General features: G+C 59.3%; 20 protein-coding genes. 6 read left to right on the top strand and 14 right to left on the bottom strand.

Translation table 11 applies throughout. From position 1 onward, the window contains the following. Positions 1-11 precede the first annotated feature (11 nt). The 3 genes from AC6IY8_RS18300 to AC6IY8_RS18290 all read right to left on the bottom strand — a co-directional run bounded on the left by AC6IY8_RS18300 (position 12) and on the right by AC6IY8_RS18290 (position 4,504). On the bottom strand, positions 12-3,431 hold the full coding sequence (locus tag AC6IY8_RS18300; protein ID WP_497776203.1) for a beta strand repeat-containing protein: 3,420 nt from the start codon (positions 3,429-3,431) through the stop codon (positions 12-14). A 2-nt stretch (positions 3,432-3,433) separates the two neighbouring features. Next, positions 3,434-3,922: a protein-tyrosine phosphatase family protein gene (locus tag AC6IY8_RS18295; RefSeq protein WP_497776202.1), complete on the bottom strand. Its 489-nt coding sequence runs from the start codon at positions 3,920-3,922 to the stop codon at positions 3,434-3,436. Positions 3,923-4,024: 102 nt separating this feature from the next. Next, the gene (locus tag AC6IY8_RS18290) at positions 4,025-4,504 is read right to left on the bottom strand and encodes a hypothetical protein (RefSeq protein WP_497776201.1); all 480 of its coding nucleotides are present in this window, start codon (positions 4,502-4,504) and stop codon (positions 4,025-4,027) included. A gap of 288 nt (positions 4,505-4,792) precedes the next feature. Here AC6IY8_RS18290 and AC6IY8_RS18285 point away from each other — a divergent pair, with 288 nt between their 5' ends. Together AC6IY8_RS18285 and AC6IY8_RS18280 are read left to right on the top strand one after the other, a co-directional pair. Then, positions 4,793-5,743: an L-lactate dehydrogenase gene (locus tag AC6IY8_RS18285; protein ID WP_497776200.1), complete on the top strand. Its 951-nt coding sequence runs from the start codon at positions 4,793-4,795 to the stop codon at positions 5,741-5,743. 269 nt (positions 5,744-6,012) lie between these two features. Then, complete coding sequence (locus AC6IY8_RS18280; RefSeq protein ID WP_497776198.1) at positions 6,013-6,369, top strand: STAS domain-containing protein; 357 nt, start codon at positions 6,013-6,015, stop codon at positions 6,367-6,369. An 83-nt stretch (positions 6,370-6,452) separates the two neighbouring features. Here the strand turns inward: AC6IY8_RS18280 and AC6IY8_RS18275 are convergent, their stop codons facing one another. Both AC6IY8_RS18275 and AC6IY8_RS18270 read right to left on the bottom strand, forming a co-directional pair. After that, positions 6,453-7,001, bottom strand: coding sequence for a DUF4337 domain-containing protein (locus AC6IY8_RS18275; RefSeq protein WP_497776197.1), 549 nt, complete (start codon positions 6,999-7,001; stop codon positions 6,453-6,455). A gap of 58 nt (positions 7,002-7,059) precedes the next feature. Beyond that, positions 7,060-7,980, bottom strand: coding sequence for a polyphosphate kinase 2 family protein (locus tag AC6IY8_RS18270; RefSeq protein ID WP_497776195.1), 921 nt, complete (start codon positions 7,978-7,980; stop codon positions 7,060-7,062). Between the two features lie 163 nt (positions 7,981-8,143). Between AC6IY8_RS18270 and AC6IY8_RS18265 the strand changes: the two genes are divergently transcribed. Continuing rightward, positions 8,144-8,575 (top strand): hypothetical protein, encoded by a 432-nt coding sequence (locus AC6IY8_RS18265; RefSeq protein WP_497776193.1) that lies wholly within the window; start codon positions 8,144-8,146, stop codon positions 8,573-8,575. A gap of 3 nt (positions 8,576-8,578) precedes the next feature. Here AC6IY8_RS18265 and kdsB read toward each other — a convergent pair whose 3' ends face one another. Together kdsB and AC6IY8_RS18255 are read right to left on the bottom strand one after the other, a co-directional pair. Then, positions 8,579-9,307: a 3-deoxy-manno-octulosonate cytidylyltransferase gene (kdsB, locus tag AC6IY8_RS18260; RefSeq protein WP_497776192.1), complete on the bottom strand. Its 729-nt coding sequence runs from the start codon at positions 9,305-9,307 to the stop codon at positions 8,579-8,581. 206 nt (positions 9,308-9,513) lie between these two features. Beyond that, entirely contained in the window at positions 9,514-11,172 is a 1,659-nt protein-coding gene (locus AC6IY8_RS18255) for an OmpA family protein (RefSeq protein WP_497776191.1), read from the bottom strand. A 208-nt stretch (positions 11,173-11,380) separates the two neighbouring features. Here AC6IY8_RS18255 and egtB point away from each other — a divergent pair, with 208 nt between their 5' ends. Further along, positions 11,381-12,688 (top strand): ergothioneine biosynthesis protein EgtB, encoded by a 1,308-nt coding sequence (gene egtB, locus AC6IY8_RS18250; protein WP_497776189.1) that lies wholly within the window; start codon positions 11,381-11,383, stop codon positions 12,686-12,688. Next, a complete protein-coding gene (gene egtD / locus AC6IY8_RS18245) occupies positions 12,678-13,637 on the top strand; it encodes an L-histidine N(alpha)-methyltransferase (RefSeq protein ID WP_497776188.1) in 960 nt (319 codons plus the stop codon). The genes egtB and egtD overlap by 11 nt, the downstream gene beginning before the upstream one ends. A 115-nt stretch (positions 13,638-13,752) precedes the next feature. Here egtD and AC6IY8_RS18240 read toward each other — a convergent pair whose 3' ends face one another. The 6 genes from AC6IY8_RS18240 to AC6IY8_RS18215 form a co-directional block, all read right to left on the bottom strand. Beyond that, positions 13,753-13,884, bottom strand: coding sequence for a hypothetical protein (locus AC6IY8_RS18240; protein WP_497776186.1), 132 nt, complete (start codon positions 13,882-13,884; stop codon positions 13,753-13,755). 78 nt (positions 13,885-13,962) lie between these two features. After that, complete coding sequence (locus tag AC6IY8_RS18235; RefSeq protein WP_497776184.1) at positions 13,963-14,727, bottom strand: RNA methyltransferase; 765 nt, start codon at positions 14,725-14,727, stop codon at positions 13,963-13,965. Between the two features lie 88 nt (positions 14,728-14,815). Further along, complete coding sequence (locus tag AC6IY8_RS18230; protein ID WP_497776182.1) at positions 14,816-16,462, bottom strand: metallopeptidase TldD-related protein; 1,647 nt, start codon at positions 16,460-16,462, stop codon at positions 14,816-14,818. After that, positions 16,462-18,201, bottom strand: a complete 1,740-nt coding sequence (locus tag AC6IY8_RS18225) for a TldD/PmbA family protein (protein WP_497776181.1) — start codon at positions 18,199-18,201, stop codon at positions 16,462-16,464. The genes AC6IY8_RS18230 and AC6IY8_RS18225 overlap by 1 nt, the downstream gene beginning before the upstream one ends. 219 nt (positions 18,202-18,420) lie before the next feature. Then, on the bottom strand, positions 18,421-21,789 hold the full coding sequence (locus AC6IY8_RS18220; protein ID WP_497776180.1) for a TonB-dependent receptor: 3,369 nt from the start codon (positions 21,787-21,789) through the stop codon (positions 18,421-18,423). A gap of 208 nt (positions 21,790-21,997) precedes the next feature. Then, entirely contained in the window at positions 21,998-23,380 is a 1,383-nt protein-coding gene (locus tag AC6IY8_RS18215; RefSeq protein WP_497776178.1) for a DUF3300 domain-containing protein, read from the bottom strand. Positions 23,381-24,207: 827 nt separating this feature from the next. Here AC6IY8_RS18215 and AC6IY8_RS18210 point away from each other — a divergent pair. Continuing rightward, positions 24,208-25,119, top strand: a complete 912-nt coding sequence (locus AC6IY8_RS18210) for a hypothetical protein (protein WP_497776176.1) — start codon at positions 24,208-24,210, stop codon at positions 25,117-25,119. Positions 25,120-25,255: 136 nt separating this feature from the next. Here AC6IY8_RS18210 and AC6IY8_RS18205 read toward each other — a convergent pair whose 3' ends face one another. Beyond that, a complete protein-coding gene (locus AC6IY8_RS18205; protein ID WP_497776174.1) occupies positions 25,256-25,936 on the bottom strand; it encodes a response regulator in 681 nt (226 codons plus the stop codon). Between the last annotated feature and the right edge of the window lie 49 nt (positions 25,937-25,985).

Below are 25,985 nucleotides of genomic sequence, written 5' to 3'. Positions count from 1 at the left end.
CACATACTTCGTTATTGAATGACCCGCACGTTATACGCGCTAGCCCCAGGCGTTGCCGCCACCATCGCGCACACCTTTACTGTGACCGTCCCCACGGCGCTTACATACGCCTTCCACTCGATCGCATCTCCCGGATACGTCACCGGCGAAGCCATCGCCACCATCGACGTCGTCGCGTTCGGCACCGTCACCGTTCCCGATGCGCACTGCCCCGCCGTCAACGCCGAACCCCCAATCGCCCCCGTCGTCCCCGAACCGAAGAAGGTGATGTTCGCGCTTGTCGCCGAAGGCTGCACGCCGCCAAAGAACTGCCCCAACCCTGTCGAAGCATTCAACTGATACGTCTTCGTCGTTCCCGCATCGCTGTATCCCGTCACGGTCGCTCCGCTGTAGATGGCACCCGCACCCTTCGAAGTCCACCCACCTCCCGCGCCCACCGTGAAGTTCCCATTCACGCTCAGGTAGTTCGACAGATACAGATTCGCCGGACGATTCAGCGTCCCATTGCCGATGCTGCATCCCCCGTCCGTCGCGCACAGGAAATACCCTCCGCTCGCGCTCATATACCACGCGTTCGCACCACCCGGAGCAAACTGCAGCGGCTGTCCATTTCCGCTGCCCAGCGTCAAAGCCATCGCCGCCCCCGTTCCAGCGCTCTGCGGAGAGATCAGCCAGTTCGTCGCCGACTGCGTTCCAATGCTCAATCTCTGATAGTTGGCGTAATCGCCTCCGCCCTGGTAGCCTCCGACGGAATAGAAGTTCGCCGCCTGCGCCTCCATCGTCGCCTTCGTCCCAATGTAGCTATTCGCATACAGCGTGCCGGTGCTGCCAATCGTCAACGCGCCGCTGTTCACATTTACATAGCTGGACAGATACAAGCTCGCCGGACGATTCGTAGCCGTGCCAATGCTGCACCCGCCATCCACCCGGCACAGCAATTCACCCGTGCCCTGCATGTACCACGTCGGAGCCGTCACGCCTCCCGGCAGAAATTGGATCGGCTGCCCGCTCCCGCTTCCCAGCGACAGCGCCATCGGCGCACCCGTTCCCGCATTCTGCGCCGCAATCAGGAAGTTCGTCCCCGACTGCGCACCCATCGACAGCCGCTGATAATTCGTATAATCCGCGCCCGCCGGATCGTACCCGCCCACGCTATAGACGTTCATCCCCTTCGCTTCCGCCGACGAGGACGAAACCATGTAGCCATTCGTAAACAGATTTCCATTGAACGTCGAGCTCACCGCGCCCACATTCAGCCAGCTCTTGCCATCGCCGGGAGCCCCATGAATCACAAACGACGGAGACGGATTCGCAATCAACGACATCGTCGCCGAACTCGTTCCATCAAACGTCACTAGCCGCGTGAAAATCTCCGCCCCATCCACGCTCTTGCCAATCACCTTGATGCCCCACGCCGAGCCCGCCGGATCTGTGGCATTCATCTTCGGCCAGAACTGCATGATGTCCGTCGTGGCAAACCCAGACGCATACACCTTGTCCTGCAGATTGCATGGCCCGCGATTATCCCTGACGTTCGTCGCCGTCCCGCTATCCGTCAGCGTCACTCCCGAGGGACACCCATTCTCTGCAATCGTCGTGTCCGCCGAACCCGCATCGATCTGCACCACGCCGCTAATACGGTTCGCCAGGATCCGCGTATGCTGCGAACTCCCCGTCACCAGCACATTGTTATAAGGCGCAGGACCGTTATCGATGTTATTTCCCGTAATCATCACGCCCTGGCCGCCGTTAATCTTGATCGCCCACGCGTTCGCCGGATCCGTCAACGCATACGGACTCACGCTGTAATTCTCGATATGATTCTCGGCAATCACGCCCGCGCCCGTGTAGGTTGGCATGGCATCCACCTCGATATTGATCAGCGCTCCCATCGAGATCACCAGGTGATTGTTGTGAAACTGGAAGTCGTCGCAGCAGTTCGCCTCGAAGACCACGTTCTTTCCACCCGTCACCGAGTTCTGCAAACTCACGCCATGGAAGTCGATTCCGTTTCCGCTCGCATACCGTCCGCTCGCCAGCGTTGACGCCTGCAGATCCACATTCACCTGCGAGTTCACCAGCAGCGCGCCGCCATGAATCTCGCCCTGTTCCACTCCCTGCAGAAGATATCCAACTTGCATCGCGCCGCCGTTGCCATCCACCGACACGTTATCCACCGCAAACATCGCCACATCGTTCAGCTTCAATCCATACCCAGGCGACGATCCTTCCGCCGCCTGCACCGCCATATTTCGCACCGTGACATTGCTTATCAGCGTCCCCGCCGTCGCGCTCCCCACCGCGATCGCGCCATTCGTCCCCGTCGGGCTGAACACCGTCCCGCCCGTTGCGCCGTAGCTTCCGCCCGCGCAGCCTTCCACCGATGCCGAAGAGGACTGAACCGCCAGCATCGGGTTCGCCGCTCCGCTATACGTTCCGCATCCCAGGATCAAATGCGTCCCCGACTGCGTAATCGCCACCGTCGAGCCCCAGCTCTGCGCATCGCTCAAGTCCGTTGCGTCCACCGTGCAGTTCGTCGCCGGCGAGCAGGACGCCAGCGCCGCCGCGATCTTTTCCGACGCATCCGCACCCGCAAAGCAAGCCGCGTTCACCAATCCATTTACCCGCTGCGCGTTCAGCGTTCCAGCCCCAATCGCCGCCGGACACCCCGTTCCCACCACCAGGCTCCCCGAAAAGTTCCCCGTCGTGCCGCTTACCGCTCCCGAAGTCGTCCCGCCGATCGCTCCCGGTGCGCCCAGGTTCGGAATCTGCGGCTTATCTGCCAGATCATTGAAGCTGCCGCTTTTCGCAACCGCCGCCAGCCCCGACATCTGCTCATCCACATACTGCTTGTTCGCCGCCGCCCCCTCATCCGCCGGAGCCGGAACCTCAGGTGACGACGCAAACGTCTTCACTCCCCCGACTGTTTCATCCCCCGTCAGGTGGACCAGGTTTGTCGTCGAAAAGCTGTTCAGTGCCGTATCCAGCGAGTCGCGGCTCAGCAACTGCGCTGCCACCGCCTCCGGCACCATCTTCGCCCGGATTGCCGCAATCGTCGTCGTCGGCACCGCCGGAATAACCCAAAGCTCTTCGCTCGTCGTCCCGTCCTTCAGCCTGATCACCACCCGGTAGTACGTCCCCTGCGGTGTCGAACCCGTATTCGGCACCAGCGGAACCGAGATTTTCCCGTTCGCATCGGTCGCCACCGTCAACTGCCCTGCCGCCACCGCCTCGCCCGCCTCGGTCGTGAACGCATTCCACCCGATCGTGACTGTGCCCTGTGCCACTGCGCCGTTTGCTCGATACAGCGTGTCCTGCACCACGGTCTTCGCAGGATCTGCCTTTGCGGCCGCGCTGCTCAATATCAATGCCGTCCACACAAAAACCAAAAGCCGCCTGAGCAGGCGGCTTGAGTGTTCCAATGTCTTCATTTTTATCCTTTTCCGTCGCCGTGCTTTCGGCTCAACTCCGGCTTCAGCCCTCCGTTGTAGGACTTCAGGAACTTCTCCACGCTGCGCACATACACTTCGGCAAAGTCCACCACATACCGCTTCGTCTGGATCAACTCTTTGGCCTCTTCCAGCGGATATCCCGTCGCGCACAGCACCGCCAGTGCCATCATCGGAGCCCGATGTATTCCCGCCGCGCAATGCACAAACAGCTTCGCCTCCGGATCCTCCAGCGCCTCCAGCGCGAACTCCACGCCCCGCTCAAAGACTTTCCGGTCCTTCGGCTGAAAGTCGTCATCCACCGGATTCCACAACACCTTCACTCCGGCGCGCTTTCCCAAGGGCGTGTCATCAAACTCGATCTGCATGTCGATCACATGCGTCACGCCGGCCCCCGCCACCTCGGCCATTCGTTCATCGCCCCAGATTCCGCCGCCGACCGCGATCCGGTCGGTCACCCAAGTCATATCCATCAGTCCTCGCCTCAGTCACCAAGCTAAGCCTTCGGCCGTGGCCCACATCCGCCCTTTTTGGGGCGAATATGGGAAACACAATCCCGCCCGTGCCACGCCTCTCTATTGTTCTGATGCGTGCTGCGTGCTTACTTCTTCATCTTTCAGCAATTCCGCTTCTTCCAGCCGTTCCAGCACTAATTTCGCCCACGGTTCGCCCTTGTCGAGGCTCTCCGCATCATCCTCAAACATATTTCGGACGCCAGTCATCTCCAGCAGCGTCTTCGCATGGGAACAACTACCCTCTTTCGCCTTTTCCACCAATGTCTTCACGACATCCGGAACCGAACCCCGCACCGTCTGCCGGGCGATTTCATAAGGGTCCTGATTCCCCGTTAACTTTTCTTCCGACGGCTTCCTTCTATCCACCGGCTTCTGTTTTCCCGCCGCGTTCTTTTTCGCCCCCGTCAAACTGCCCTTCCTTGCCTTGCCCGGAGGCTTCTTCTTCGCTGCTTTCTTTGCCGGAGCCCGCACCCCGGCCTCTTTCCCATCCCGCTCGAGCGCCTTAGGCTTCCGTGCGTCAGACTTTTTCTTCTGTGCCACTACCTCCGCCCCTCTCACTCACTCTTATCTTCAGGATATCAACTTGCACCCCCTCATCCCCTCACCTCCCCGCCGAATTAAATTCGTTTTGTTTTGAGCGATTTACCTCTCGCTTCGCGTTTTTCTGCTCTTGACAGCCAAATTTCTCCCTCATTCCAGCCCTCGCGGAACGGCGGCCCTATCTCCAAGACTTGGGCCACAGACTGAGTCCCACTCCGGCTCCCAGCTCCCCACCTTTGGGCTCTCTCTGCCCACAACCCGCCCCATTTGTGAAATCCTGTATGTGATATGGCAAAACCGAATCGTGTAGCAATCGTAGGTCTCGGAAACGTGGGAGCCAGCTATGCCTACGCCCTCCTGTTCCGTGGACTCGCATCCGAAATCGTTCTTATCGACGCTAATAAAGCCAAGGCCGAAGGCGAGGCCATGGATCTGAACCACGCCGTCCCCTTCACCCACTCCACCCGCATCTGGGCCGGAGACTACTCCGAGTGCGCTGGAGCGGCCGTCACCGTCATTACCGCCGGAGCCGCGCAGAAGCCCGGCGAAACCCGCCTCGACCTCGTCAAGCGCAACGCCCGGATCTTCGCCTCAATCGTCCCCGAGGTCGTCAAGCACAATCCCGACGGCATCCTGCTCATCGCCACCAATCCCGTTGACGTCCTTACCTACGTCGCCTGGAAACTTAGCGGCCTGCCTCCGCACCGCGTCATCGGTTCCGGCACCATCCTCGACACCGCGCGCTTCCGCTACCTGCTCTCGCAGCATTTCGATGTCGATGCCCGCAGCGTCCACGGCTTCATCGTCGGCGAGCACGGAGATAGCGAAGTCCCCGTCTGGTCGCTCACCAACATCGCCGGCATGCGCTTGCCTGAATACACCAAGCACAACGCCTGCCCCTGTTCGCCCGAGCAAATGGACGAAATCTTTACCCAAACCCGCGATGCCGCCTACCAGATCATCGAGCGCAAGGGAGCCACGTTCTACGCCATCGCCGCCGGACTGATGCGCATCACCGAAGCCATCCTCCGCGACCAGAGCACCGTGCTTTCAGTCTCAAGCCTTGTCCAGGGACTCTATGGCCTCGAAGACGTCTATCTCAGCCTACCCACGGTCCTTCACCGCGGAGGCGTTGAGCGCGTCATCCATCTTGAATTGAGTGAGGAAGAGGAAACCAAGCTGCGCAATTCCGCCCGCGTCCTCAAAGAAACCATCGCCGGACTCTCCGGCCTCATCTAGCTGCACTATCAGGGTGCCCGCAACAACTACCCCATCTTAAAACTCGCGTTTTTGCGAGGTTAGGGATGGGGTAGTTGCTCTTGCTCTTGCTTTTGTTTTGGTTCTTGCTTTCGCTTTTGAGGTGTCATCCTGAGCGAAGCGAAGGACCTCGGGGTTGCCTTTTGCCGTTGCTCCTCCACTGCTGACACAAGTTTTTCTACGACGCGCCCTTGCAACAACCCGCTCTGTCCCAGCATCTATGTCCGCCAACCCCACCCAGGAGGTCTTCCATGGCAGCCAACCCCGTGGGCCCCGCCACCGAACTGCAAATCTCAACCGAAGTCGTCGGCTCCGAAATGATGTTTCGTTGCCACGGCCGGGTCAACTCCGCCACCGCCCACCAGCTACGCGACCAAGTCCGTGGCGCCATCGATCAAAAGCAGAACATCGTTCTCGACCTCTCGGACGTCCATCACATGGATAGCTCTGGCCTTGGCACTCTTGTAGGCATCTGGGTGTCAGCGCGCCGAGCCGGTTGCGAATTCAGATTCAGCAGTCTCAGCCAGCGCGTAAAAGAACTACTGCACCTGACCACCCTCGACAAAGTGCTAGCCACCTCCAAATTCCCCGACACCCCCAGCTTCTAACAACACTGAAGGCCCCGCATCCGCCACAATTGGCAGACATGGGGCCTCGCATGTTGCTCTTACGTCGACTGTCGAATGGGTTTCTAGTGCAGCAACGCTCCCGACGCCGTCAGCACGATCCCGATCACTCCAAACACGATTCCCATGACCCAGTACCCGCGCCTCTTCGTCAGCAGCGTGATCGAACAGATCACTAGCCCCACCTCCAGCAGAGTCTCACCCAGGTCGTACCGGTTCGCCCGATGCTCAAACAGCTCGACTCTTTCCTCCAGTCCCTTAGCCTCTTCCTGAACCTTTTCCTGCTCCGAGTGCTGTTTTTCAATCGCGGCTTCGTTTTTCTTCAGCAGCGCCTCTCCGGCTGCCGCATCCTTCAGGGGAACGACCTTTAGAATCTCGTCAAGCTGTTCCATCGTGTGCCGGCGAATATTCTTCGCCTGGTAATAAGCCCACGTATCCGTCGCCTTGTTCTGCAGCAGAACCTCTTCCGTGTGCGCCCGATGACTCAACAGCGCCGCCACTGCCACCAGCACCGCCAGAATCGACATCGTCAGACTCACTGGCGCCAGCGAAGAATGATCGCGGCCATGCTCGGCTGCTTCCTGCAATTCTTCCATCTCGTGTTCAGTACTCATAAGTTTCCCTTATTTTGTCACGCGCTCACGTGGCAAGTGAAGCAGACCTGATGACTGCTCACGCCACGCTCGACTTCTTCGGATTCTTTTTGCCTTCCAGTTCCTTACGCGCCGCATCCAGTTCCTTCCGCTTCTCCGCGCTCACCTCCGGATACGACAGCTTCATCTCTTTCAGCGCGTCCACAATCACCGATGAAACCACAAGCCTTGCATACCACTTGTTGTCCGCCGGAACCACGAACCACGGTGCCTCCTTTGTCGCCGTATGTCGAATCATCTGCTCGTACGCGTCCTGGTAGTCATTCCAGAAGCCGCGCTCGCGCACATCCGCCGCCGAAAACTTCCAGTTCTTCTCCGGTTCGTCCAGCCGCGACAAGAAACGTTCCTTCTGCTCCTGCTTGCTCACATTCAGGAAGAATTTTCGGATCGCCGTGCCATTCCTCACCGAATACCGTTCAAACGCGCAGATGTCCTCATAGCGGTCCTGCCAGAGATTGTCCCCAACGCACACCTCCGGAATCTTCTCTGCCGCCAGCAGTTCCGGATGCACCTTCACCACCAGCACCTCTTCGTAGTACGAGCGGTTGAAGATGCCGATATGCCCTCGCGCCGGCATGCTTTTTGACGTTCGCCACAGATAGCCGTGATCCAGTTCCTCCGTCGAGGGCGACTTGAACGAATACACCTGGCATCCCTGTGGATTCACTCCGCTCATCACGTGCTTGATCGTGCCATCCTTGCCCGCCGCGTCCATCGCCTGAAAAATCAGCAGCAGCGCCCACCTGTCCTGCGCATAGAGCATATCCTGCAACTCGGAGAGTTGCTCGTTCGAGCGCTGCAACAAGTCATCTGATTGATCCTTGAAGTCCTGCGACAATCCCGCCGTATCCGCCGGATCAAAATCTCCCAAACGAAACTTTCGGCCTTTATCCACCCTGTACCGCGCTGCCAGCGAATCCAGCTTCTTCTGTTGATTCATCAGCGATCCTCCGCCTGATCATCCGAGATGCCTTCAAATCATGGGGCGCCCTACCCTTGAACTCGCGCCTTTCGCGAGTTCAAGGTGGGGTAGTTCCTACACCGCAGCACCCGCCTCCCACCTGAACCCACCCTCACCCGGTACGATACAATCCGTGATTGAAATGACCGAGCCTCGCAAAACCATCCTCCAACGCGTCCCGCTCCTCATGCCCATCCTCGTCGTGCTCGCCGCGCTCTACGCCGGATGGATCTTTTACTCCCGTTGGAGCGCCGCGCGCAACGCCCGCCGCGACGCCGAAGCCCACGAGATCGAGCGTGCCCGCAGGGACGTCGAATTAAACGGCGGCACACGGCTCAAGATCACCGCCCTGTTCGCCTCGCCTGCCATCCTCCACAAGGGCGAACCCTCGCAGATCTGCTATGGCGTTGCCAATGCGAAAAACGTCGCCTTCGACCCGCCCGTCGCCAACGTCTGGCCTTCCATCAATCGCTGCGTTGACGTCACGCCGCAGAAGACCACCACCTACACCTTCACCGCCGACGATGGAGCCGGACACTCCGAGAAAGCTCAAATCACCCTCGAAGTTAAATAGCCGTTACGCTCGCCCTTCGCTGCGCAGAATCTCCTCCACCCTGCGCACGTCTTCCTCCGTATCCACTCCCACGGTGTCGTAGGGCGTCTCAGCCGCATAGATATCCACACCATGATCGAGGAATCGCAACTGCTCCAGCCGTTCGCTCCTCTCCAACTCCGACTCCGGCCACGTGCAAAACTGCTCCAGCGCCTGCCGCGTGTACGCATAGAACCCCAGATGCTTGAAATACCGCACATCGCCTCTGCGGTCGCGGTCGAAAGGAATTGTCGCCCGCGAAAAGTACAGCGCACGCCCATTCAGCGCCGTCACAATCTTCACCGCGTTCGGATTCGCCACATCCTCGGCCACACACGGCGTATAGACCGTTCCCACTTCCACGCCCGGCTTCATCGCCGAAAGAAGCGCATCCAGATGCTCCGGCCGCGCCAGCGGCTCATCGCCCTGCACATTCACATAGATGTCGGCCGAGACCCGCTGCGCCACCTCGCGCACCCGATCCGTACCGCTCCGACACTCCGCCGAAGTCATCTGCACGTTCCAGCCATTCCGCTGGCACAACGAAAAAATCTCATCCGAATCCGTAGCGACGATCACATCGCTCAGCTTCTTGCATGCCCGTGCAGCTTCATACACGCGCTGAATCATCGGCTTTCCGAGGATTTCGCGCAGCGGTTTCCGTGGCAGCCGGGTTGAGGCAATTCGAGAGGGGATAATAGCGACAGCTTTCATCGCACCAGTTTCAGCGCTCGCCCCATTCTTTTCAAGTCCCGCCATAAAAACGAGAGCGCGAGCACCATGCCCGCGCCCCCTAGTCTTGGTGCCCCACCTCTGCCCGTCTCTGGCAGAGGTGGGTGTTTTGCGTTTCCTCTATCACTCCGACTCAGCACTCTTACTGCTGGCGAGTTGGCACCACCACCGCTTACATCTACCCCACCTCATCGCTGCTCACTAGGCGTCACCTGCTGCCTCGGATCAGACGTCACCGGAGCGCCCATCGCCGGAGCTGCATTTGCGTCCGCGGGCCTCTGCCGGGCCGCAATCGATTCTCCGTTCACCACCAGGTCCACCCGGCGATTCATCTGTCGCCCCTGCGGAGTCGCATTCGTCGCCACCGGATTCGACGGCCCCAGGCCCTGTGCCGAGACATTATTCGGACTCACTCCCTGCGCAATCAGAAAATCCCTCACTGCCGCCGCACGTCGATCCGAAAGCTCCTGATTATGCTCCAGCGAGCCCGTTGAATCCGTATAACCCTCGATCTGCAGCCTCAAGTCCGGATACGCCTGGATGATTCCCGCCACCTTCGCCAGCCTCACCTTTGCTCCCGGCTTAAGCGTCGATTTATCCAGATCAAACAGCACATCGCTCATGTTCACAATCAACCCACGAGCCGTATCGCGCGTCTGCAAAACTTGGTTCAACTGCGTCAGCAACCGCTGCCGCATCTGTTCCTTTTCCAGTTCGGCCTGTTGCGCCCTCGCGGATTCCTGTTGCGCCCGCTGCTCTGCCGTCTGTGCCTGCGCCGCTAGAGCCTGCTGCTGAGCCAGTGCAGCCTGGCGTGCAGCTTCGGCCTGCTGCTGAGCCTGCAGGGCTTCAGCCTTTGCCTGCTCCGCCGCCTGGCGTTCCTGCTGAGCCTGGAGCGCTGCCTGGCGTGCGTCTGCTGCACTCGCCTGTTCCGTTGCTGCGCGCTCATTCGCTTCCCGGGCTTGTTCTTCCACTGCTCTTTGCCGCGCTGCTGCCTCTGCGTCCGCCTTGCGCCGGATCGTCAGCACGCGTGCATCTTCCGCCGCCTGAGCTGCGCCTCTCGCTACGGTGCCAATCGCCGAAGACGACTGCTTGCGCCGCATGTAATCTTCACCACGGCTCAGAAAATCTTCTGCTCGCGCCAGTGCGTCCGGAGCATACTGCTGCGCGCCCGTTGCCTTTGCAATTGCCACAGCATTGCGCGCCTCCAGCAGCGTCAACGGTACCCTACGCTTCTCGTCCGGAGTCACCTGCGAAGCCGGAAGTTGATTGCTGGCCAGGTCCACCGTGTACTCGCCTTTTTCCGTGGCCTCGTACTTTGCGGTGATCGGCTGCTCCCATCCCTTCGTATCGTGTCGGATCTCGTTTTCCAGCACCGTCATATTGCTTGGGCGGGTCACAGCAAAGTATGGCTCTGCCGTCACAATCAGGCCAAATGCCTGCAGGTTCGCCGTCACATGAATCTTTACCTTATGATCATCGTTCGGCACCACTTCACCCAGGCTCACCGGACGCCCCTGCGGCGTGATCGCCCACAGCACATACGTCAGGTATTCGGGACCGTAGTAGTTTGCATTTCTCAGGTTCTTCAGTTCTGCATCAATCTCCAGCCGTCCTGCCTTGCTCTCAATTCGCGCCTCGCCGCTGCCATCCGGCATCAGGCTGGTTCCCCGAAAATCGATCCTGGTCGATTTGCGATCGCGATAATTTACCGCCGGCACCGTGCGTGCCACCACGTTCACCCGGTACACAGGCGTGCGATCCATTGGAGTCACGTTCGGCTGAACGTCCTGTGCCACGACCATCATCGTTCCAAGCGAAAGACCAGCAAGCATCCAAAGCCCGCGCATAACGCCTCCTGCTTTCATTCACCTTTATCTATTTCTATCTGTTCGCAAATAGAGAGATGAGCCTACGATTGGCGCTGTTGCCACGTCCCTCCCTGACCTTCGCCATCGTGCTTCGACCAGCTCGCCACAATCAAAGGAACCAACGCACGCTTCAGCGCATCTGATTACTGGCCCCAGTGTTCGTCTTTTCTCGGGGTGGAGGGTCGTTTTGGCTTCCATAACTCCAGGCACCATCCCTCTGCATTCTGGAGCATCTCTTCTCGAGCGGTTCAATCAGGTTCGCTCCACCACGTTGCGCCTTGCCGAGCCGCTCTCCGAAGAAGATGCCATGGTGCAGTCCATGCCCGACGCCAGTCCTGCCAAGTGGCACATGGCTCACACCACCTGGTTCTTCGAAACCTTCATCCTCTCCGAGCAACTCAGCGGATACCGCATCTTCAACCCCGAATACCGCATTCTCTTCAATTCCTATTACAAGGCGCTCGGCGGACACCCCGTCCGTTCACAGCGCGGCACCTTTTCGCGCCCATCCTTCAGCAACGTACTGCAGTATCGCCACCACGTTGACGAAGCCATGCAGCGCCTCATGTCGCACGATCTTTCTCCCGAACTCATCGCCTTCATCGAACTCGGCATCAACCACGAGCAGCAACATCAGGAACTTCTTCTCACCGACATCCTGCACGCCTTCTGGACGCAGCCTCTGCGTCCCGCCTACGCGCCTCTTCCGGCCGATGACACCATCATCCCGTTCCCGTCGGCATCCGCGCCCCGCACCGCTCCTTTGCGCTGGATATCGCATCCCGGCGGCACCTTCGAATTCGGCGCCGGTGACGAACACTTTGCCTTCGACAACGAGCGTCCGCGTTTTCAGGCGTTCCTTGCGCCATATCGCCTCGCCTCGCGTCTTGCAACGAATGCCGAATACCTCGAATTCATGAATGACCGCGGCTATCAGCGCCCCGAACTTTGGCTTTCCGATGGTTGGGACACCGTCAATCGCGAAGGCTGGCGCGCCCCCTTCTATTGGGATCAGAAGGATGGTGAGTGGTTTGAGTTCAGCTTGCGCGGCATGAATCCCTTGAACCTCGCCGCCCCCGTCAACCATCTCAGCTATTACGAAGCCGATGCCTTCGCCCGTTGGGCCGGAGCGCGCCTTCCGCTTGAGACCGAGTGGGAGCAGGCCGCGCGCCATCGCAAAGTTACCGGCAACCTGCTTGAAGAGTTCACGCTTGATGTCCGCCCCACCATATCCGGCTCTTCCACCGAAGAGGATCAGCTTTATGGCGATCTCTGGGAGTGGACCGGCTCGGCCTATCTCGCCTATCCCGGCTTTCGCCCCGCAGCCGGAGCCGTCGGCGAATACAACGGAAAGTTCATGTGCAACCAGTTCGTTCTTCGTGGAGGATCTTTTGCAACCTCTGCCTCTCACATTCGCGCAACCTACCGCAATTTCTTCCCGCCGCATGTGCGCTGGCAATTTATGGGAGTGAGGCTCGCCAACGATGAGCGTTAATCCTTCCGTACTGCCACTGGACGGCAACGCTCGCGAAGTTCTGCATGGCCTCACCGCCATTCCCAAAAAGCTGCCGCCCAAGCTCTTTTACGACGCCACCGGCTCTGCGCTTTTCGAGCAGATCACCGAGCAGCCAGAGTACTACCTCACCTCCACCGAGCAGGCGATCTTCGAGCTTCACGCCGCCGACATGGTCCGCGCGGCCGGAGGCGCTTCCACCATCATCGAACTCGGCGCAGGCACAGCCAAGAAGACCATGCTCGTCCTGCGCGCCGCGCTCGAGCAGCAGCATTCCGTTACATTCATACCTGTCGATGTATCCGAATTCGCTCTTGAGGTCGCTGACGCCCGCGTCCGCTCCGAACTCCCACAGGTAGCCGTTCACCCCCTGGTGCTCGACTATACCCAGCACGCATCCGCGCTCGCCCAAATCCCCGGACGCAAACTCGTCCTCTACATCGGCTCCAGCATCGGAAACTTCGAACCCATGGCCGCCTGTGCACTGCTGCGCCGCCTGCGAACATCTCTTTCCCCCGGCGACTCGCTTCTGCTCGGCACGGACATGCGCAAGCCAGTCGATATCCTTCTGCCTGCCTACGACGATCCCGCTGGCGTGACTGCCAAGTTCAATCTCAACGTCCTCGCTCGCATCAACCGCGACTTCGACGCCGACTTTGACCTCGACAACTTTGCTCACCGCATCATCTGGAACGACCACGAGTCACGCATCGAGATGCACCTTGAAAGCCTGTGCTCTCAACGCGTGCACATCAACGCTCTCGACCTCGTTGTCCCATTCTCAACTGGCGAAACCATCCACACCGAGAACAGCTACAAGTTCACACCTTCAATGCTCGAATCCCTTGCCACCAACGGGGGCTTCCACATCGAGCAATCCTGGTGCGACGACCGCGACTGGTTCACCCTCACACTTCTGCGAGTCACATAAACAACGAAGGAGGGGATTTTAGAAATACGAGTGCCCCACTCTTTTACTAGCATGGCCGCGAGTAGAGGGTGGGGTAGTTGACTCTGTTCTTGCGCCTCGACTTTGTTCCTGCCTTTTACTTTGCTCTCGCCTTTGACTCTGTTTTTGCTTTGGACTTTGGCTGCTGCTCTTGCTGTTGCTGCTGCTCTTGCTGTTGCTGCTGCTCTTGCTTTTGCTTTTGCTTTTGCTTTTGCTTTTGAAGTGTCATCCTGAGCGCAGCGAAGGACCTCGGGGTTGTTGTTGCCTTTGCTCCTGCTCTTCATCCTTACAGTTCATCCTGAACCCCTCAGTGCTTCGTCTTCCACAAAATGTTCCGCATCATGCCCAACCAAATCTCCGCATCCCCCTTCTCGATCCCTGTTCTCCTCACCAGCCTGCGCAGCTTTTCCAGCGCCGCCTCTTCCCCCGCCTCTCCGACATACCCACTGTTCCGCAGCGCCTCAAACAGGATCTCCGTCAGCCGCTCCATCTCCGCCGCCTCAGCCATCCTAGGCGCACCCTTCTGCGAGGCCTTCGCCGCCCCTCGCGCCAGCTCATAAACACACACGGCCACCGCCTGCCCCAGATTCATCGATATATGTTGATCTCTCGTCGGAATCCGAATCAGCCAGTGACAGTGGCTCAATTCCTCATTCGATAGCCCTGTCTTCTCCGACCCAAACAGCAGCGCCACCGGGCCCTTTGCCAGCTCCTGCCTCATCCGCTCCGCGCCCTGTTCCAGCACCTGCACCGGATGCTGCACCTCCCGCGCGCCCACCGCCGTCGTGCCCACCACCAGACTGCAATCCGCCACAGCGTCGGCCACGCTGCCATATACTTGCGAACTTTCCAGCACCTCCGACGCACCCACCGCCGAGCGCGCATCGTGATACGAAGGCTCCCACGGCTCTACCAGCCGCAGATGCGTAAATCCAAAATTGCTCATCGCCCGCGCCGCCGCCCCAATGTTCAGCGGATTTCGCGAGCGTACCAGCACGATGCGCAGATTTTCGAACCACGGTTGTACCACCAGCGATCCCACAGTCGTATGCAGCAGAAGTCCCTCACGCATGCAGTAGCAAAACACGATTCTAGCCCGTCGCTCGTCGCAATAAAAAAGCCCTCATCCTTTGGGGATGAGGGCCAGTTACTCCTGCGACCTACTTCTTCGCAATCGCCGGTGCCGGATACTCCGGCAACTTGTCCTTATTCGAAGTCTGGCGCTTCACTTCCAGGTCATCGAACAACACCGACGGCGCGACAACACTGTGCGGAATCGGCAGCACCTCGTTTTCGACATACTCGTCATTTCCCGCCGCCACAATGCCGTTTCGCATCGAGCGCTGATCGAGATCGCCGAACACTCCACCGCGCACCAGCTCCTCATGCCCATCGCTCACCCACACGCGATATAGCAACCTCGGCATCCGATGTCCAGCCATCGTCTTCACGTAGTAGCCATATTCCTGGCCGCGATCCTTGCACATCGCCACCAGCTTAGCTTTTAGCTCCTCCGGCGCGACTGCGTTCGTTGCCTTTACCACCAGGTTTCCCACCGCTGGAGCTGGCCAGCTCAGTGGCAAGTTGGCGCGTCCATGTCCATTCGACGTGGGAAAATCGCGCACCGGCTGCCGACCCATCAGGTAGCTCACGAGCACGCCCTTGTCCACCAGCGGAACCGGTTTCGCCTTCACGCCTTCGTCGTCCACGGCATAGTGCCCGAGCAGAGCTTTGCCGCTCATCGTCGTCAGCGTAGGATCGTCCACCACCGTCAGAAACTCCGGCAGCACCCGAGTCTTATAGCTGCTGGCAAACTGTCCCCGCACGCGGGCGTTCTGTCCCAGGTCCGGTTTCGCACCCAGCAGGTTCTCGCCCACCAGCGATGAGAACACCGTCGAAGCCGAGTCTGCCGACATCAGCACCGGCCCGTGATATTCCTCTTCTGCCAGCGGTGCCTCGCGCAGCTTCCCTAGCGCTTCGAGCATCTTCAACGTGCGCTTCTGCACTTCATCCGCCGTCGGAAGATCGCGTACCGAGGTCGCCGTGAAACCCGTCGCACGATCCAACCGCATGCCGTCCTCAGCCTGTGTTGTCGCGTTGATGGCCACGTGATACAGCTCTTCTCCGCTGCGCACCACCGTGCCTTCCGAGTTCACGTAATACCGGTTCACCGCCCTGGCGCTCAACGTCGATCCCAGGAACTGAATCTTCGCATCCTTCGTGTACAGCGCCGTCGCCTCACGCAGCATCTTCAGCCACGGCTCGCGCTCCACTTTCAGCTCCACCGTAGGCTCAATCGACTGCACTGGCTCTGCATGCGCAAAGTCATCCACCGGATGATCGATGGTCAACTGCTTCAGCCGCGCCTGCTTCTCCGTCAGAGCTTCGACTGCCTGCTTGTAGGCCTTGTCCGTCGCGCTCCACACCTGGAACCGGAAAGCCTGCGAGTCGCCATCGAGCGGCACCACTTCCATCGTGCCCTCGCCGCGTGCGCTCGAGTTATCCTGCTTGTAATCTCCCAGCCTTACCTGCACCAGCAGAAACCGCACTCGCCCGCGTGTCTCGTTGCGCACTCCGCCCAGCGCCACATCGGCTTCCCAATCATCAATATCGACCACGCGATAATCGATGAAGTACGGCGTGGACATATTCTCCAGCCGCAGTTGCGATTTCGAGCGAGCCATCTCCGTCTGCAAATCGCGCAGAATCGTGTCTTCCGTCTGCGCGCTCTTCGCATCGGCAGCAAACAACACACTCGAGCACAGCACCGTAGCAGCGAGCAGCCATCTTCTCAGATTCGTTTTCATTACTGCTGCCCTCCCGAATGCGTCGTGGTCTTCGCTTCCTGCGGTTGTTCAAAGCCCGGAGGCGGCAATATCGGCAACCGTTCTTTCGAGTGCGCTCGTTTCTGCACTTCGATCTCCGAGAACAGAATCGCCGGGGCCGCAGCCGAAACCGCCACTCCGCCTGACTCCGCTCCGCAAACGCCGTTAAACACCGCTGGCGTATCGCCCGTGACCACAATGCGCGTCATCGCCGAAAGTGGCGTACCCACAATGTCCACTCCGCGTACCAGTTCATCCGGACGCCCATCGGCATACACGCGCCACACCATCACCGGCAGCACCTGGAAAGCCTGCGGAGCCGAGCGTTGCGTCAGCGTGAATCCACCCTGGATGTCCTCGAAGTACAATCCATACGGCTTGCCTTGCTTCTTCGCCTCGTCCAGCAACTTCTGCCTCAGCTCCGAATCCTTCACCGTTTTCGTCGAGGTCACAATCAGGTTTCCCTGCCGTCCCACCGGCATAAACCCTGTCTGCGCGCGCCCATGTCCGTTCGAGTGATCGAATCCATTGATTGGCATGCGCGACAGCAGGAAGTTCCGCAGAATGCCGTTCTTGATCACCTCAACCTTCATCGCCGGAACGCCCTCATCGTCGTACTCGTACCAACCGGCCAGCCTCGTGCCGTTCATCGCGCGTACCGTCGGGTCGTCCGTCACCGACAAAAATTCCGGCAGTACTGCCTGATTCAACTTCTTCGTGAAGGTCTGTCCTTCCTCGTCGCCGCGTTGCCGCTGACCTTCCAGCCTGTGTCCCAGCACTTCGTGGAAGAACACTCCCGAGGCGCGTCCCGAAAGCAGCGCCGGGCCGTCATACGGCTCCGCCACCGGAGCTTCGCGCAGAGCTTTCAAGTCCTTCGCCATCTTCTCGACCTTGGCTTCGATCTCTTCCCCCGCCGGAAGCTTGTTCAGCGAATCGGCCTGGAACGTCTCCACCCGCATCAACTCCATGCCGTCTTCCGCCCGCGTCTCCGCCTGGATCACCATGCGCACCACCGTTTCCGGCGTCACGATCTTTCCACCTTCGCTCGAGACGAACCTCCGCAGCTCCTTCTCGCTCGCCACCATCACCCCCGACGAGTAGATAAACGGATACTTCTTGAACGCCGCCGAGAAGCGCCGCGCAAAAGCCTCCATATCTTTCTGATCCGGAGCCGGAGCCACTTCCTTATATTCCGCGTGAACCTGCGCGACCTCTTTGCTGAAATCCGCCGAGAGATCGTCTTCCTTCGCCTTCACCTGCGACTTCGTCTGCACGTTCAGAAACGCCGCCGATGCCCTGCGATACTCGCCAAACGTCATTCGCCACAACCCATGCGCAATCGCGTCGGCATCATCGTCCAGCGGCAGTGTGTCCGTGTGGATCGCGGAAGGCCGTGACTCTCCGTGCGCGTTATCAAGGCTGGGCGAGCCCACACGCATGATGACGTCCGCTGCGCGCTTCCGCCCCGTCGTACTCGTGATCAGAGTGCCATTGATCCCGACCGCCAGCGATACCTGCTGGTCATACACCGTGTAGCTGATGAAGTAAGGAGCGGGCGACAGCTTGCCAAGCTCGGTGTTGGCGCGTTGCAGTTCCCGCTCCATGCTGCCGAGCACAACGTCCTGCTTCCCCGTAGGGGTGGACGACGCCCAAGCCTGTGGCGTGCTGCACAAAGCTGCGGCAAGCCCCACCAGACAACAGGCGCGAATGAGTTTTTTCATTTCAGGTATTAGCTCCCTAAATCGCCAAGACAACTGGCCCCGTTTACGGCACGGTTTGAGAGTTGACTCTCCATGTTGAAGTGTAAAGCAGAGTAGCGCAAATGCAGTCAAGATTTGGGACTTACAGGTATCTTCGTCCACAAAGCGAGGCAAAGACCGTAGGCATCGCCACAAAGCGAAAAGGCCACCCGAAGGTGGCCTCCCGCACACAAGTGCCGGTTAGAAGGTGAAGCGAACGGCCAATTGCACCGTGCGCGGACCGCCTCCACCGAGATACGGATTGCCGCTGCCCACGTCCGGAGTAGCCGTCGTCTGCACGAACTGCGCTCCGTTCACCACGCCATTCGACGAGGCCGCCGGGTCCAGTCCTGCCACCAGGCGGTTGCCCACCACGTGGCTGTTGACGAACGCATCCACCGCGAAGCCCGGCAACAGCGGATTGCTCAGGTTCACGTGATTGAACAGGTTGAAGATGTCAGCGCGAAGCTGCATCGCAACGCGTTCCGTCAGGTGTGTCATCTTCGTCACCGAGAAGTCGAAGTTCGCATAGTTCGGAGCGTTGAAAGCATTGCGGCCTTCATTGCCCGGATGTCCGTTCACGCAATCTCCATTAGCGTCGATCGTGCATGGAGCCGCGAACGCAGCCATGTTCAGCAGGTTGCGTCCGTGCACTCCGGCATGAGGATCGCCAATGATGTCGGGACGTCCGAAGTATTCACCCGAACCGTTGTAATCGCCTTCAAAGATGTAGCTCACCGTGTACGGCTGGCCCGTCGCATAGTTGAACATGCCATCCAGCGCCCATCCATTCGTCAGCCACTTCGCCCGCTGATACTGCGGCAGGTTATACGTCCAGTACCACTGCAAACGCTGGCGAATATCGAAGTTCGAGCTCGCTCGTTCACCGCTCGGATTCCAGCTGTTGTCAGGCTGCGCCGCGTTGGGTACAAAATCCAGTCCATCGCTGGCGTTGTCGATCGAGTGGGCCCACGTGTAGTTCAGCGTCGAGCTCAGCCCGTGCCAGTTCTGCAACTTGAGCGTTCCCTGCAGCGAGTTGTAAGTCGAGGACGCGCTGGTCTCCACCTGATTCACGTAGTAGTAGCTCGGGAAGCACTGCTCGCCATAGCCGATCGTCGTGCCATTGCCGCAGTTCTGCGTCGTGCCCGCCACGTTGTTGAACTGGTTGATATCGCGGAAGCGGAACAGATGGCGTCCCTGCGAGCCCACGTATCCGAGCTGCACTGCCACTTTCTTCGCCAACTGCGATTCGAGGTTCAGGTTGTAGGAGAAGTACACCGGCGTCGCCAGATTCTGCGCCACGGTGAACGCGCTGTTCGGGCTGTAGCTCGCCGGATCGAAGATCGCGACTCCCGGCTGGATCGTCGTGTAATTCGCCGGGCTGCTCGCGTCCGGCGTATTCAGGAACGAAAATTGAATGTTGTTGAACGCCGGGCCAGCCTGCGCCGCATACGTATTCCACGGCTGGTTGCCGACAAAGAAGTCCTGAGACGCACCGTCATAGAACAACCCTGCTCCGGCGCGAACCACCAGCTTGCCATTGCCGAAGAGATCATCCACCACACTCACACGCGGCGAAACGTTGTTCCAGTCCTTCGGATAAAGCGTGCTCGGACCGCCCTTCGCACCAACCTGCACCAGACCCGACGTCATCGGATCGAACAGGCTGAACTGATTATTCTTCTCGCCGATCACGCCGAAATAATCCCAGCGCACGCCGAGGTTGGCCGTAATGCGATTGCTGATGCGCCAGCTATCCTGCAGATAGGCGCCATTGCTGTTCTGGTAGCTGTAGCGCGTGCTGTATCCAGCCGCCGAGCTGCCGCCGCCCGTGATGTTTCCAGCCAGGAACTCGCTCAGTGCCGTCACCGGATCGCCCGACACCGGATCCTGCCAGTCCGAGAACACCAGCTTGCCGCGATGTCCCGAGTTCATAAAGCTGTTGATGAACGTGCGGCGCCACTCATATCCAACTTTCAGGTTGTGCGCGCCCTTCGTGTACGACACGTTGCCAAAAAGCTGATAGTTCGTATCGATACGTCCACGCGCGTCGCTCGGAGTCGAGCCAATCGGGCTGAACGCTCCCACATTGATCGTCGGCAGACCGAAGTCACGCGTCTGTTCAAATCCCGGAGGCAGTGTATTGAGCCCAATGCTGTTCGGATCGAACTTCGAGTCCGCCGGGTAGAAAGCCTGCAGGAAGCGGTTGTACCCGCCGCGAACCTCCACAATCAGGTTCGACTTCGGTATCGAGGTGTACGACAGCGACAGGATGTTCACGTGCGTCGGTGTCGAAGTGTTGAACCCCGGCGCGCTGCTGCCCGTGTACAGCATTCCCAGCGGGAAGCTCTGCTGCCCGTGGCTGAAGTAGTAGCGTCCCGTCAGCAGGTCGCCCGAGCTGAACAGGTTCAGGTGCTGATCCACCTTCAGGATCAGGCTGTTGATGTCGTTTGCAAACGGCGTCGTGAACTGCACGCTGCCATCGCCCGAAGCGGGCAGTACGCCCCAAGGGTTCCGCGCCAGCAGCTTCTGGATCACCGGATTGATTCCACCCGCCGGAGTCGCCGCCGCAATATCTGCCTGCGTCGGAACGGTTCCCAACTGTGGCAGGCCGCCATCTTCGCGCTGGCCTTCATAGGCCACAAACCAGAACGACTTGTTCTTCACAAAAGGTCCGCCCACCGATGCGCCAAACTGATGATTGGTGAACGCGTTCTTCGGCTGGTCGGGAGTGTTGAAGTAGTTGCGAGCGCCCAGTGCGCTATCGCGGTAATACTCAAAGAAGCTGCCGTGAATCTGGTTCGAACCCGACTTGGTGACGATATTTACCGTCGCACCCGAGCTGCGTCCAAACTCAGCTTCCGGGCTGCCCGTCACAGGAATCTCGGCCAACGCGTCCATCGGGAGAATTGTCGAGGGACATCCCCACACACCTGCCTGGTTGATCGCGGGCAGGTTGCGGTAGCCGTCATTCATGTCCGTGCCGTCCAGCAGGTAGTTGTTCGAGCGGCCACGATTGCCGTTCATGCTGAAGAGCCCATACGAGCCCGCAGACTCCGTCGATCCCTGAGGATCGCTCGTGGTTCCCGGAACCAGTTCCAGCAACTTTGTGAAGTCGCGTCCGTTGACGGGCAATTCGGCGACTTCGGTCGCCTCAATCGTGCCACCCGTTGTGTTTGAAGAGGTTTCGACCAGCGGAACGTCCGCCGTTACCTCGACCAGTTCCTTCACCTCGCCGGTCGAGAGCTTTGCATCCGCTCGTGTCGGCGATCCCACGCTCACCGGAATCTGGGTCAGCGTTGTGGTGCGGAATCCTGCTTTCTCCACCGTGACGCTGTAGTTGCCAAGGGGCAGCTCAGAGGTCAGATATTCGCCACGCTCGTTGGTGGTCAGCGTGCGAGAAAAACCGGTGGACGGACTGAATATCTTCACCTGCGCGCCGACGATGGCCGAGCCGGTTGAATCCGTTACCGTTCCCTGGATGCTTCCGCGAAACGTCTGCGCAAATGCACCCGAAGCAAGAATCGAGACGAGAAAAACAAAAAGTACAGCGAGTGAGCGGCTTCTCATCGGGCCGGGCTCCTTTTTCTTTGTTGACTTTTTGAATCTCGCGGTAAGGAGGGAGCAGAGTTGTTCAAATAATAACACTTCCAATCGGCTTGCTCGCAAGCCGCGCTGCATGTTTTCGCACAAAAGAAGGGAGGCCGTTTCAGCCTCCCTCCATGATTCTCAGGTGGCCCGGAGTTGGCGTTTTTCCAACTCTGGGTACTCAACGCGATCAGCGACCGTGTCCTTCGTGTCCCCCTTCATGACCGCCATGATTTCCACCGCCACCGCGCGCTTCGCCGCCGCCATGATTTCCGCCACCACCGTGCGATTCACCACCGCCGTGACCGACATTGCCCCCGCCATGAACCGCCGGAGCGCCACCGCCACGAGGAGCTGCGTTACCGTGGAAGGCCTCACCACGAGGGGCTGCATTGCCATGGAAGGCTTCTGCGTGAGCATTGCCGCCGCCCACCGGACGAGCATATGCATTCGGATGTCCGTAGTTGCCCGCCGGGCGAGCCACCGGACGCGCCACATTATTCACTGGCCGCGCCATGTTGGGACGAACCGGTCCTCCGCGATATCCCATCCCCGGACGTCCAAAGTCAGGACGGCCTGCACCTGGATGAAACGGCGCGCCCGCTCTGACAAAGGGTCCACGTCCGCCGTGATAATGCCCCGGTGCACCCGGACGATAGAATCCGCGATTGATCACCGTCGTGCTGTGCGTGATGTAAGTCGTGTGGTTGTAAACCACTGCGTGATCGTGCCAGCCGCATCCCCAGCGGTGCCAGCCCCAGCCCCAGTGCGCAAACGTCGCAACGCCAATGCCGATGCCGAATCCAATCGCCAGCCCGCCCACGAAAACCGCTCCCGCCGGCCGGACATAATAGAAGCCCGGATACACTGCCAGCGGCGCGCCATACACTACCCACGGGTTATACACCGGCACATACACCACCGCCGGATTCGCCGGAGCAATCGCGATCGCGCCTTCCTGCTGCGTCACCACCTGTTGCGGAGTGTTGCGCAACTGTCCTGCCGAGTACGCTCTCTCGCGCATCGACTGGATCGAGTCCATCACGTCCTGCGGCTGGTTGTAATAAGCGTTGCCCAAGTCGGTCGTCCATTGCAGGTTGCGATCCATCTGCGCCAGCACGCTTGGAAACGCCGTCAGAGACTTGATGCTCGGATCCCAGTTTCCATGCGCGTCCGCGCCTGCCGCAATCTGCTCCGCCGGAGCGTTCCCCATCGATGCGCGCCAGCGATCGGCTTCCACCACCTGCTGCGGATACGTCGCCGCCACCAGGACCTGCGCCACCAGCGCGTCAGGATACAGCGCAATCGGAGCTACCAGCTGATCCAGTTGCTCGTCTGCAAGCGGTTGTCCCTGCGCCTGCGCGGCCGTTCCCGGAAGGGGCCCATAACCGCCATCCTGCGCAAATGCCTGCTGTCCCATCGGCACCGCAATCATCAAGGCGCTCAGCGTCGTTGCCAGTCCCCTTCGAATCCATTGTCCGATTCTGTGACCCGCGGGTGCTGAGGGCACCGGCTGCATGATTCCATCCAGTATTTCTCCCGCAAACCCGGCACCGTTCATATCAGATTTCATAAAGAATCACTCCTGCTCAACCCGCTCGAACCGACTCGGATCGGATATCAACCTAAACACGATTCCGACAAGCTAGTTTCGCCCTGCAGCGCAAAATCTTCTCTGGCCTAAATCCGCATTCCTATCCGCAAATACGGCGTGCGCCTCAGGTCTGCGAGTCAGTTGTCGTTTTGATTACTTCAGGCAAGCAGGATAAGCCCGCGCAGCAGAACAGGCTATGGGGCGAAACACCGAACGTATCGCCCATAGATTGCACCTGTGCGCCGGTCCGCATTGCAGTGCCGGACGCAAGCGAACAGCCTCGTCCGGTTCGCGCGAACCAGATTACAGACCCGGGTTACTGACCCAGGTTACAAACCCAGATTACAAACATTGACGCGCCACATCGCAGACGCGCCAACCGCGCGCATCAGCAATGGACGCACCACATCGTCGCTGAACAATTCAGCCTGAACAAACACTTCTACTGCTGCCGATTCGGCGCACGGTCCTCACCGCACAACCATTCTGTTTCTTTTCTCTGCCCCAACTACCGCGCGTACATCCGCACGCTGCAAAATCGGCACAACTAAGTTCCTGTACCCTATCGCAGCCCTCCGCCATTACGGAAATTCAAATTATTTATGGTTGCGATTATGCCGAGTTATGCATCTCAGGAAGGAAGCTGCTACCCGGGGGTCCCGCACTCGACCTTACTTCAACAGTGCCTCAACGCATCGACACCAGATTGCTCGCGCAAGACTATGAGCAGTCTTTTCTACTAATCGCTGTCAGGCCCTTCAGTTCTTTTTTCAACCCAAACTGTGTCAATGCCGTGGAGGAGTTCTATGAAGTGGATCGCCGTACCCATCGTTTTGTTCGCCAGCACCGTCGCCTTTGCTCAAGCCGACAACAACGCCCGTAGAGACACCAAGCCCGAGATTCTGATCAAGCAGAACGAGCCGCCCATGCTGGGCATCCATTGGACGCGCCAGTTCCAGGCCTCCCGACGGCCCTCAAAATCCGCTAACATGACCTACCACGGCGGCAAGATCATGAACACCGCCGTCACCCAGGCCATCTTCTGGGGCACCAGTTGGGCCAACTACACCGGAGACAAGATCACTGGCATTGACGATTGGTACACCGGTTTCAGCAATTCCAATTACTCCAAGACCTCCGACGAATACACTGGCAGCAACGGTCAGGTCGGCCCCACCACCTCCTATCTCGGACATCTCATCGACACCTCCGCGGCCTCCGGCGGAAACTCCACCTCCGCCATCCTCGCCGAGGTCTGCAAGATGGTGACGCCGAATACCGCGGGCAACGGCTACTACGCCGTGTACACCGATCTCCCTCGCGGCAACGCCAACTATTGCGCATGGCATAGCGCTGGCACCTGCGGCACCAGCACCACCGTCGTTCAGTTCGCCTTCTTCTGGAAACTCGATGGCGACCCGGGCTGCGATCCGCAGGACACCACTACTGGACACTCGCAGGGACTTGCCGCCCTTGCCAACGTCTCCGGCCACGAACTCTCCGAGGCCCGCACCGACCCTGCCAGCCCCGGCGCCTGGTATGACTCCTCCGGCGCTGAGAACGGCGACAAATGCGCGTGGACCTTCAACGTCCCCTCGGTCACCTTCTCCAACGGCAGCAAGTGGAAGATTCAGGGTGAGTGGTCTAACAATGCCTACACCGCCGGCACCGGCTACCCCAACAGCTCCGGACAAAACGGCTGCCTCGACGGACATTGATCCAACAAAACACATGGGCCATCTGATCCACTCAGATGGCCCTCTTCCTCTCTTCTTGAATCGCTAGCTCTATCTAACTTGATTCTCTTCGCCGCCGAACTTCGCGTTCCACACCTGGCTCAGGACTCTCTCATCCTTACTCTTTCTTTTTCTTCCGTGCCAGCACTTCCAATACGGCTGAGTCCACCAGGTACTGAACATGCGAGCCGCACGACGGACAATCCGCGTTGTGGACCTCCGTTCCCGTAGAGCTATCTTCAGCTGAAAACGAGCGGAGACACTCCGGACACACGATCACCACGTAGCCCGCCTCCCGCCTCGGAATCCACAGCGGAGCCTTGTCGCCCTTCGGCGCATGCGGTCGGATCGGAGACTCAGAGATGAGGCGTCCAATGGTCTCGAAAAGCTGTTGCGGCGTGTAGCTCCCCTTTTGCAGAAACTCATCCATAAGGAGCCCTGGTGCCTTCCCGCCCGCTAGAAATTCTCCGCTGATGGCGATCACCGGGATGTGAGGAAACCGCCTCCTCACCACCGACAACAACTCAAAGCCTGACATGTTAGGCATGCGCAGGTCAGAAATAATGAGGTCAGGCAATGTCTGTCGCAGCTTGATTAGTGCGGCGAAACCATCATCAGCGGTGCGTACTGCAAAACCTTGGCTCAAAAGCATTTCCGACATTACTTCAAGAACCATCGGCTCATCATCTACAACCAGAATTCTCTTTTTGAAATCTCTACCGCTCATATTCGCTCCAGCCATTCCAGCTTCGGCTACTCCAACGATTTGTGTGCGCATCAGCGTGGCCGCACCGCTCATCCGCTAGATATCCCCGACCACCATCCATGCGCCATCGGGGCTCGCAACG

Source organism: Koromonas soli, assembly GCF_059726265.1.
Note: the sequence above shows the minus strand (reverse complement) of the source record. Positions and strands in the feature narration are given on the sequence as shown.